Annotated in this window: 8 protein-coding genes and 1 pseudogene; 1 reads left to right on the forward strand and 8 read right to left on the reverse strand. The window is 60.1% G+C overall.

Annotated features, from left to right (window positions below; all coding sequences use genetic code 11):
- Window positions 1-195: 195 nt before the first annotated feature.
- The 3 genes from VOI29_RS18105 to VOI29_RS18115 form a co-directional block, all read right to left on the reverse strand.
- Window positions 196-432 carry a winged helix-turn-helix transcriptional regulator gene (locus VOI29_RS18105; protein ID WP_323781805.1) on the reverse strand — a complete coding sequence of 79 codons (237 nt, stop codon included), beginning with the start codon at window positions 430-432 and terminating at the stop codon, window positions 196-198.
- Window positions 432-2153: a SulP family inorganic anion transporter gene (locus VOI29_RS18110; protein ID WP_323781808.1), complete on the reverse strand. Its 1722-nt coding sequence runs from the start codon at window positions 2151-2153 to the stop codon at window positions 432-434. The genes VOI29_RS18105 and VOI29_RS18110 overlap by 1 nt, the downstream gene beginning before the upstream one ends.
- A 75-nt stretch (window positions 2154-2228) precedes the next feature.
- Complete coding sequence (locus VOI29_RS18115; RefSeq protein WP_323781811.1) at window positions 2229-2489, reverse strand: helix-turn-helix domain-containing protein; 261 nt, start codon at window positions 2487-2489, stop codon at window positions 2229-2231.
- Between the two features lie 261 nt (window positions 2490-2750).
- Here VOI29_RS18115 and VOI29_RS18120 point away from each other — a divergent pair.
- Window positions 2751-3269: pseudogene (locus VOI29_RS18120) on the forward strand (IS110 family transposase); the annotation flags it as partial.
- A gap of 21 nt (window positions 3270-3290) precedes the next feature.
- On the opposite strand, the gene VOI29_RS18125 reads toward VOI29_RS18120, so the two are convergent.
- The 5 genes from VOI29_RS18125 to VOI29_RS18145 all read right to left on the reverse strand — a co-directional run bounded on the left by VOI29_RS18125 (window position 3291) and on the right by VOI29_RS18145 (window position 10144).
- On the reverse strand, window positions 3291-3452 hold the full coding sequence (locus VOI29_RS18125) for a hypothetical protein (protein WP_323781814.1): 162 nt from the start codon (window positions 3450-3452) through the stop codon (window positions 3291-3293).
- Window positions 3453-3964: 512 nt separating this feature from the next.
- Window positions 3965-4888, reverse strand: a complete 924-nt coding sequence (locus VOI29_RS18130; protein WP_323781817.1) for a BamA/TamA family outer membrane protein — start codon at window positions 4886-4888, stop codon at window positions 3965-3967.
- A 234-nt stretch (window positions 4889-5122) separates the two neighbouring features.
- Window positions 5123-7252 carry a mechanosensitive ion channel family protein gene (locus VOI29_RS18135; RefSeq protein WP_323781820.1) on the reverse strand — a complete coding sequence of 710 codons (2130 nt, stop codon included), beginning with the start codon at window positions 7250-7252 and terminating at the stop codon, window positions 5123-5125.
- Window positions 7253-7657: 405 nt separating this feature from the next.
- A complete protein-coding gene (locus VOI29_RS18140; protein WP_323781823.1) occupies window positions 7658-8401 on the reverse strand; it encodes a porin family protein in 744 nt (247 codons plus the stop codon).
- A 282-nt stretch (window positions 8402-8683) separates the two neighbouring features.
- Entirely contained in the window at window positions 8684-10144 is a 1461-nt protein-coding gene (locus VOI29_RS18145) for a DUF1254 domain-containing protein (RefSeq protein WP_323781826.1), read from the reverse strand.
- Window positions 10145-10736 lie beyond the last annotated feature (592 nt).

Here is a 10736-nt window from a genome sequence, read left to right on the forward strand (position 1 = left end):
GCCTCCTGCTTCGGTCCCATCATCGCCAAACCTCCCGCTCAATAACGGAATTGAATCAGCGATGCCCCCTGCAATCAAGGAAGAGTTTTTCAACAGAATCGGCCCAAAATGTCGAATGCTGCGGGTCGTCCAAACGACCTCAGTTGCAGTAAACTTCCCTTTCTCCCCTTATGATCACAAACGCGTTGTCGACTTTTACACCCGCTCCCAAATCCGGGTACAGGCGACCCGTTCGGCGGGCCGCACAAGCCCATCCCGCTCCATCCGGCGCAGCAGGTGCAGTATCCCGCTGTTGCTCATGCCCAACGCATCGCGCAGTTCCGCCTGCGTTCGCGGACGTTCAAGTGCGTCGAGGACATATCGCCGTCGTGCTTCGGCCGGACCGTTCCGGCGGCGCTGTGGTCGACGTTTGTCCCTGACGGTACCGGACATCAGGCGGCCTCCTGATCACCGTCGGCGCCATTCCGCACCCGTATCAGCGCTTCGTCCACCGAGGCGGAATAATGAACCAGTGGACGCTTCAACCCGTGGGTCACGAACACACGCAGGATGTCGCGGCTGGCACCGGTGAGCCAGAGCGCGACCCCCTGCTTCTGCGCCTTGCGCGCCAGGCCCTCGATCATGTTGGCGCCGGTTGAGTCGAGAAACGGCACGGCCGAAAAATCCACGATCAGCGCCTTGTGGGGGTCCTGAATACGGTCAAGCACCGATCCGATCGAGGCCGTCGCGCCAAAGAACAGCGCACCGGTGATCCGGTAGATGGCTACGTCCGGGTTCGCAGCCTGCTCCTCGTGGTACTCGCCGCGCGGATGGGTGATGTCGGCTTCATCCCCGACGACAAATGCACCGTCCGTCGCAACCTCGGTCGTGCGGCTCATGCGGTGAATGAAGAGAACCGAGCCGAGCGCGAAGCCGACGACGATGGCCTCGGTCAGGTCGCGGAAGATGGTGAGGAAGAACGTGGCGCCCAGCACGGTGGCTTCTCCCCAGCCTGAGCGAACCAGGATCGCGATGGCCGGTTTCTCGATCATGTTCCAGGCCACGACGGCCAGTACTCCGGCGAGCGCCGCCAGAGGGATGTAGGAGGCGAGCGGCGCGGCAACGAGTATGAACAGCAGGATGAACAGGGCGTGCAGCATCCCCGCCACCGGGCCATGCGCCCCGGCCCGGACGTTGGTCGCGGTCCGCGCGATGGTGCCGGTCACGCAGAAGCCGCCGAAGAGAGACGATCCGATATTGGCCGCGCCCTGTGCCGCCAGCTCGCAATTCGAGCGGTGGCGGCGTCCGGTCATGCCGTCAGCGACGACGGCCGACAGGAGCGACTCGATGGCACCCAGCAGGGTGAAGGAGATGGCAGCCGGGAGGACCGCGAGGATCGCTTCCATCGAGAGGGACGGAAGCCGCGGCGCCGGAAGCGACGAGGGGATACCGCCGAACTTCGTGCCGATGGTCTGCACCGGCAGCGCCAGTAACCCGGTCGCGGCCGCGGCAAGTCCGACGGCGATCAGCATTCCGGGCCAGTGCGGTCGCCAGCGCCGCAGCCCGAGGATGACCGCAACAGTTGCCAGGGATACACCAAGTGCGGCTGGCGTCAGGCTCGCCCCTGCCTGCCAAAGCGCCGGAATCTTCTCCAGCAGTTCGCCCGGCTCATTTGACAGCGTCAGACCGAACAGCTCCTTGATCTGGCTGGCGAAGATGATGACCGCGATCCCGGCCGTGAACCCAATCGTGACCGGAAACGGGATGAACTTGATGAAGGTGCCGAGGCGCAGGAAACCCACGACCGCAAGCATCAGCCCCGAGAGGAATGTGGCAAGGATCAGCCCCTCCATCCCATGCTGGGCCACGGTGGCGGCGACCAACACGATGAAGGCCCCGGCCGGGCCGCCGATCTGGAACCGCGATCCGCCAAGGAGCGACACAAGGAAGCCCCCGACGATGGCCGTGTAGAGCCCCTGCGCCGGTGTCGCGCCGGACGCGATGGCAATCGCCATCGAGAGCGGCAATGCCACGATGGCGACGGTCAACCCGGCGATGGCGTCCGTGCGCAGCTGTGTCAGCCCATAGCCTTCCCGCAGGACGGTGACGAGTTTCGGGGTGAAGAGATCGGCGAAGTTCGGAGCGTCGCTCTGTCTGGTAGTCTGGTCTTTCATCTGTGGCCGCACCTTTGGGACGGGAGCGGCGGGATCGTCGGCTTGGTGTCGGCGGTCGCCGTCGCGGGTTGAGAATCAGTGTTTCGGCGGAGGCGCCTTCAGCCGCGCGCCCCGTCCGCCTGCCGTGCTGGCGGTGCCTTCTCCGATGAGTTCGACTCCGGCGAGTTCGAGCGCTGCCACGACCTTGGTCAGGCTGTCGACGACGCCGCGCACATTGCCGTGGCTGGCCTCCATGCGCTGGATCGTCGGCACGGAAAGTCCCGCCAGCTCGGCCAGGGTTTTCTGGTCGATGCCGAGAAGGGCACGCGCCGCGCGCATCTGAGGTCCGGTGATCATGCGGCAAATCCTGAATAGTATAAGAGGCATCTAGTTTATGGATAGTGATATGTCAAATATCAAGTTGAATAGCGCGATGTATGGAATATGAGCGCGTACATTTTGGCGCAGGCCCGCAAAAAGTTTCGGAGTTGACCTTCGTTTTCCGATGCCAAAAGACAGCAATGTCCCGCGCCCTGATGGAGTGGATGCCCCTCCCGACGGCATCGTGATGTGCCATGCTGGTGCTGTCTTGACAGACCAGAAACAGAGGAGGCGGCAATGGAAATGGTTGCAATCATCGGAGTAGACTTGGCAAAGCGCAGTTTTCAGGCGCATGGGGCGACAGCTGGTGGGGATGTCTTGTTCCGCAAGAAACTGACCCGGGCGCAAGTTGTACCATTTTTTGCACAACAACCAAACTGCACCGTTGCTATGGAGGCCTGCGCGACCGCGCATGACTGGGGGCGTCAGATTGGAGCACTCGGCCATGAAGTGAAATTGATACCGCCCATCTATGTGAAACCTTTCGTCAAACGGCATAAAAACGATGCTGCTGATGCAGAAGCGATTGCCGAGGCGGCATCACGTCCGACGATGCGGACAGTCGCCGTAAAAACACATGAGCAGCAAAGTAGGGCAGTTTTGTTCCGGACACGTGACCTGCTTTTGAGGCAACGCACGCAGCTGATCAACGCCTTGCGGGCTCATCTCGCCGAGTTTGGCCGGGTGGCCCCAAAGACGACCGCAAATATCAAACGTCTGTGGGAATTCTTGGAAGATCCCGAGAACGGTCTGCCAAAAGTGGTGACAGATGTTGGATCAATCTACCTTGGCCAGATCGCACGCTAACAGAACAGATAGGCAGGCTTGAAAAGCAGAAGCTTTCTCGAGGATTTCATTTTCCAGCTTCAAACGTTTGTTTTCCTTGCGCAGACGGTCCAGCTCCGCCGCATCCGCCTGCTGCCTGCGCAGTGCCGCCATTGATCCTGCCGTCCGCCTCGAGTGTCCCATTCCATGTTCCTTTCTTGGACAGGGGTACTTTACCCCGGTGTCCGGGAACAGGAGCGAAGTTCATGCCAGTGCTTGAATGAAGGTTTGCCCTTGATGGAATGATTGGAAAGACTCTCACCTGCATAATCTAACCGGCACGGCCCGCACCTTTCCTGCCGGCCGCAGAAGGCTCTCGGCGACCCCCGCAGTCTGCTTCAGCGGCATCCCGGACCGCACTTTTAAGGTCAGGCAGGCCTAGATCACCGCATCGCGACGATGCAGCCGCCCACCGTTTCAGCTGCTGGGTGACGATGTCCAGATCATCACCGGGCCAAACCCGACCGACAGCGGCCCGCGCCGCCTCAAGCTGTCATTGGAAGCCGGCCCGTTCCTGGCCGTGTACTTTGTAGCCGGCCAACCATAGGTACACCCCAGCTAAAGCGCTTGCTTCACGCCATGACGTTCGACCCAAATACTGCAAAAATCCGCTGCCGGCCACCAGCCTAGAACCGTTGGCCGACGTAGATGTAGAGCTGGGTTTCCCGCTCGTTGCTGCGGCTGATATCGATCGAAAAATCCACCGGGAATTTTTTCGATACCCGATACCGCACACCAGCCCCGGCGGCGCTTCGGCTGCCGTCCTGCGCCAGATCGGCAAACCTGTTTCCGGTCCTGCCTGTCCCTGCGAAGACGACACCGCCCCAGCGCTGTGAAAATCGCTGACGGTATTCAGCCTGCAGGGAAACCATGCGCAGGCCAAGGTGCTTCGTGCTATTGAACCCCCGCATGTTATCAGTTGCTCCAATCGAACACTGATCGAAGAAGGGCGTGCCGCTGGACGCCGCGCAAACAGTTCCACGCACTGCCAGGCTGCTGCGCGCACCAAACGGCCGGTAGCCGTCGAACGTTGCGATTCCCCTTTCATAGCTGCGGCCGAGGCTGCCGAGGGTGCGGGACCGGGTGGCAACAGCGGCCATCCGCGTGCCCTCCGTTGGATAATCGCTGTCATCGCGGCGGTCCCAATCGAAGCTGAAACCTGCAGTTCCAATTTCAAGCCGGGTGCCGGGCTGCAGGGAGGGTGGCTGCAACCCGCCCTCCGGGCTCAGGACGGTTTCAAGGTAACGCAGGACAATCCCCGCCGAAAGTTCGCTGGTAAAGCCAAAGGCGGCATTGATCCGCGCCAGGCGGCTCTCCTGGCGCACCGGCACCGCACCAAGGCCGGTGTAAAGCTCATAAATCACGTCCGCTTTGCCGGCAAAGGCCTTGATCTGCCAGCGGTTGTCCGGAGAGGCCAGGCGGACAATCGCCGCCGCCGCCCGGCTGCCGTTGTCCGACCGCAGACCGCCCAGTCCGATAACCGATGTGTTTGCCTCGGGCCCCGTTTTGAACAAAAAACCGGCGCCGAGTCCCAGCCCTGAGCCGATCATGGGGCTGGCAAACGGAACAGGAGCCACAACAACTGCCCCGCTGCGGAATCCATAACCTTCCGATCTTTGCGCAGTTTCGATATGGCCCAGCTGCCGTTCGGTCTGCTCCGGCCCTGCCGCATGCACCGCCGCGAACGGTGTCGTGCACACTGCCAGGGCAGCCGCAGCCGGCAGGGAGAGCCAGAATTTACGGTTACGAATCCGCAGTACCGGCCGCCTTCCTTCCGGAACCATCTACGAAACCTTCTTGGGGGCTTGCGTTGCGTCTTCTGCCGCCTCCTGCTGCACCGCGCTGCCCGCAGCAGCGGTGATCGCTGCTCTCTCGGTCTCGCTCAGCTGCTCGGCTTCGCCCAGTCCGGGGATCGCCACCCGCACCTCACGGCGGGCAAATTCGATGCCATTTTCCGCGAAGGCAGCTTTCACCCGGTTGTAGATCTCCTTGCGAATGGTGAACTGGGTGCCCGGCTTGGCCATGAACTTGCCGCGCATGATCATGCCGACATCATCAAAGTCGAACACTCCCTGGCTCTTGAAGGGCTGCAGGAAGTCTTCCTTGTAGAGTTCGTCTGCCAACATCTCGGCACCAATCTTCTTGAAGATCTTTTTCACCATGTTCGGGTCGGTGTCGAACGGCACGGCGAACCTCAGCTTCATGATCACCCAGTCACGGCTGTAGTTGGTCAGCTTGGGGATCTCGCCATAGGGAATAGTATTGATCGGGCCTCTGTGATGGCGCAGCTGCATCGAGCGGATTGAAATCTTCTCGACGGTGCCGCGGGTGCCTTCGACCTCTACATACTCCCCAACGCGGAACGCGTCATCGATCAGAAAGAAGATACCCGACACCACGTCGGACACCAGCTTCTGGGCACCGAAACCGATCGCCAGGCCAAGGATCCCGGCCCCGGCCAACAGCGGCGCAATGTCTATACCCAGCGCACCGACCGCCAGCAGGCCAAAGACCACCGCGATCGCCACCTGGGCGGTAATCAGCAGCAGAGGCAGCACTGTTGCCAGCCGCGAACCACCCGCGCCGCCGCCTTCACCGCCAGCCTCATGGCCTGCGCCCTCAGCCGACGTCTGCTCCCTAGCGAGTCGCCGGTTGATCCAGAGTGAAACACCCTCGTAAACCACGTAGCCGACAGCTAGGGTCATCAGAAAACCGATCAGGTTGCCGGCAACCCCCTCCGCGCCAGTGATAAGCCCCATCAGGTCAAAGTCCCAGGCATTCGAAATTATCAGAAGAACCGCACTGGCCATCAGCACGCGGCCAATGCGGATATAACTGCGCTTGGTCGATTTGTAGGCCGCTTCCGCCACCTGCCCATCGCCGGACATCGGGGGCACCAGATGCTTGACCAGTCCGCGGATGGCGGTATCCAGCGCCGGAGCCGAAAGCAGCCAGAACATGGTCACGTAATGCGCGCCGTGGACCAGCTGTGCAGTCTTGCCGAGGCCGGCCAGCGTGCCGACACATACCCATGTCAGCGCGGCCACGGCCATCGCGAAATACGGGTAAAGGCGGGCGGCAGCTTCATCGTATTCGGTGCGGTGCGGATCGGTTCCGCGCATCATGTCCGACAAGCCAACGCGCGCCGTCCAGGCGATCCAGATTATGTAGACATAAACCAGGCTGTCGAGCCAGTAGCCCAGGCGAACGGATTCCGGCGCCACCCCGTTGGCCGCATTGAAACCCACCGCAAACATCGTGAACCCTGCCAGGAAAAACAGCCCGATGATATGCAGGTAAAGAAAATCCGCCCAGCGGTCGCTGGCATTGACCAGACGCCTGTCGGGCCGGTTCGGTGCGAGCAGAAATCGCGACACCGCGGCTCCGACCCGCGGCAGCCAAATCAGATAGGTGACCATGGGTGCGGCAAAGCGCAGCTGCTGCTCGTCCAGAAGCGCCCGCCCCGCCACGCGGGCCACGACATAGAAGACAATCAGGCCGATTATCTCGCGCAGAAGACGCCGTGCCAGGAAGCTCAGGGTACTGGCCAGACTGTTTTCATTGCTGCTGGCCGGGTCAATGTTCCGCCAGCGCGACAGCAGGCTCCGGACGGTGAGTTCTGCTGCCAAGCCGACCGCCAGCACCAGGGCGATCAGCCCAAACAGTGATGCCACACCTGCCGCATCGCCATAGCTGCGGATGAAATTGGCGATCGCCCGCGCTTCACCTTCGGCAAGCTGCGGCACCTTGCGCACTGCATCGGTGACGGGGATGGTGAACGCTGACCAAAGGAGCTGCACATGCCCGGAAAAGGTTTCAGGTTCGCTGGCGGCCTCTTTCTGTTCAGCAGCCACGGCATCCAGCCGTTCCAGCAGCAAGGCGCGCACTTGGTCGTCCGGCATCCGGGCCACCATCTCGCGAACCGCCTCCGCCGTCAGCGGTTCAGGCAGTGCCGGAGCTGCAGTGTCTTGTGCAGCGGCAGGGGCCGCCGGCGCGAAGCATAAGATAATCGCTGCCAGGGCTGCGCAAAGAAATTGCTTTAGACGCCTAAACAAACACTTCATTACAACCTCTTTCACTCGGAAAGCCGGGTCGCCACACCGGTAGCACTGGCTGTAGCTGCACTGGCCTTAGTTGCGCTGACAGCACCCAATTCACGCTTTTGTATATGCTTGCGCATCATACAGCTCTTGGCAAGGTTTCCTTGCAGCGGCTGCCTTTAACCTGTTTCTTCCCTGAAACCTAAATTGGCACCTGCGAAGGCCCGCGCGGCGAAAGGCATGCTTTCAAGCGTGAACCGCTTTCGTTCCTACAGCGGATCAGAACCGGTATGCGACGCCGAAAATTGCACCGGACTGGGTGAACTTGAAACTGTTGCCATTCACCACGTTTTCCATGGAGATGTAGCGGTACCCGCCGCGCAGCAGCCAGCTGTTGCGAAGAGTGTAGTCGGCGGTCAGAAGGATCTGCCAGGTTTCGTTTCCGCGGCTGAAACCGCCATAGTCGAAAAAAGCAGTTCCCTGCCAGCGGTCGGAAAACACCTTGCGGGTCCGGACCCCGATCACAGGATCGATCCAGCTGGCAACTATGGCGGTGCTTCGCTGCGGTGCGGTGCCAGGCAGCAGCGTCATGACCGTATCCGTGCCGAACCAGCGGAATCCGCCCGCGAGATCGATCTCCGCTGTTCCGCTGTCATACAATCGGTATCCGACATATCCGTTCAGGATCCGGGTGGTCACCGTGGTGTTCAGTCCTGAATGAACAGGACCGGGCGTGTCGTTGCCATAAGACAGGTCGTGATACATGACGTCAGCGAGTATGCTCCACTGGCCTTTCTCCGCAGCAAATGCCCCCATGAAAGCGAAATCGAGGTTCTCGATCGCGTCGCCGAAACTGAGCGTGCCCTCAACCAGCCTGGCAGGCGTAGTGACCGCAGTTTTGGTTTCCGGGGCAAAGAGGTAGATCGTCGCCTCATAGTTCCAGGCCGCACTCTGAGCGAAAGCAGGATCTGCAGCCGGAATAGCCGCTGCGCCGAGCGCGGTTGCAGCCAGGATGTTTTTCATTTTCCGTTCCTTTCGTGCAGACGTGTTCCAGCCTCAGCCGGGGACATGCCCGGTCCGCCAACAGACCGATAACCAAGCGCCTCTCCAAACCGCAGATCACAGTGCCGGACCGGACGAAGGTGCAGCGCGCATTTGGCCGGGTGGCGTCACCAGGAAGCCGCTCCGCGATTATGCTTGCTGGGCAGCCCAAGGCATGGCAGCCAGAACAACGCCCAGCAAGTGCGGCTCCACCGAACTTGCCAGCCAATGGACGACCGGCAGACGGCGATGGCGTTCGCAGCTTTAGTTTGCCTGCTCGACTGGCGGCACCGTCCAACTGCCATTCAGCGCCGATTCTTTTGGCCAATAGAGCCGCATCGGCACCCAAAACGGGCCTTTGGGAGCGGGAAGCCAGTTGGACACTTTTCCGGCGGAAGGCTTGTCGTGCTGAATATAGATTGTCAGCGAACCGTCGGGATTCCTCGTCATATCCGGCACCATCGGAGAATTGATCAGATACCGGTTAATTGGATTTTCCACGAGCAGGCTTTGCGGCAAATCATACATGGTCATTGACCAGAAAGCATTTACTGGCGGAGTTTCACCTTCAGAAAATGTTACCTCGTACCGGTTCGCACCATCGAACGGCTCGCCATTGGAATCGACCGTAATCAGGGGATAAAATGCCTCCTCCACCGAGTTTCCGTAAATCCCGATCACAGTTCCTGCCATGCGGTAGATCCACCGGCCGTTGATATGCTCGCGCGACCCGAGGATGTCAGCGCTGGTGACCTCGCTGGCGTCAATTTTCGTTGCCTTGAATTCATCGTACGCCTGCCAAGCATCGGCCATACCCTTCCGGATGGCGGCTTTCACTTCGGCCGGCAGCGCCTCCGGATCGAAGCCCTCACCAATTCCGATCTTGGCGAAGCGGGCCCTGAGGTCCTTCTCCTCAGGGGGAACAGGGGCAAAGTTCAGCACCAGGTCGAGTATCCCGAAGAATTCTAGTGAGGTCCTTTCCTCGCCCTGCGTCAGCGGCTTGATGGCCTTTGGCGGCAGGGGCTCGTGCCCGACACTGTCAGGCTTGCTGGCAGGAGCCGTCAGTTCGGCAATCCCTTCACCGGAAGGGGCAGGAACTCCGGAATATTCCGATAGCGTTTGAACCTTGTAGCCCGACTGGATTTTCTTAACGTTGTCCAGATCGGCTTCATTGAACAGCTGTGTTCGATAGATGATAAAAGCAAAATCTGTTTCCGAGTGAACGACCTCGTCTATACCTTCTGGATATTCGCCCTGCCAGCGTGGCCCCGCCAGCAGATAGGTGCCTCCGTCATTGCCCGTGGTTCGGCTGCCGGTGTAATGGAAATTGAAGGTGTAGGCGTCGATGAACTGCAGCGAATAATACCGGTCTTCTTCCATCCCGGGAACTGTCAGCACGATCGGCTCAGCCCGCAAATCCGCACCCACGAATGAGTAAGGGGTGTCTGAATTGGGCGTTTGCACTGCCGTGTCCTGTGGCGTGTAGAGCCGGGCCACATTCACCACGGTATTCCACGGGCCTTTGTACTGCGACCCGCCCTCATCCGCGAAATATGCGTGTTGAATGCGATAGTTCTCGACCAGAGGATAGCCATAAATATAGGCATCCTTGGCGATGGCACGTGCTTCCTCGGCTGTGACGTCCTCAGCCTTCGCACCCGAAGATGCGAGCATAATCGCCGCCCCACCGCATGCAAAAATCGTTCTTTGCAAACTCTTTAACATCGACTGTTCCTTACCATTTACGAAAAATACGCTCTACCACTGCGGGAATATTGGCGATAATAGCATTTGCATGCAAGCTTCACCTGCAAGCCAGGTTCCCTCCCACATTGGGGGTCTTCATTTGACCCTCGATCCTCCATGCGCTGTCATCTGCATTTTCTGTCTGCTTCAGTTCACAGGAGCTCTTCAGAAGTGCGCGCAGTCCGGACAGGGCACGCAGCGCTCAGGCTTCATTATCACGCTCATCGCCCGGCCTGAAGAATGTCAGCTTTTTTGGTGGCGCAAAATATGGCCGCTCACACCACCGGCCAAGACCTCCATTGCGCCCCAGCGGCGTATGGCTCCGCCGAAGCTTGCAGTTACCCAGCGGCTTCGTCGTTGCCCAGCACTGCGTGAGTTTGCCTGGTCCGAAATTATGTAGTCGCAGCGAACGGCGGTTTCTTCAGGTCGCGTAGCCGAATGCCGAAGTGCAGCTTTCGCATTGCCGCCGTTCATGCGTCGCGCAGCATTTCCGAAGCTCGATTAGTTGTGGAGTTCGTCCCGATATCCGGACAGTTTGATTATTGACCCTATGCTGCGCTTTTCCAAGTCA

This window comes from Leisingera sp. (assembly GCF_034669605.1).
Taxonomy (GTDB): Bacteria; Pseudomonadota; Alphaproteobacteria; order Rhodobacterales; family Rhodobacteraceae; genus Leisingera.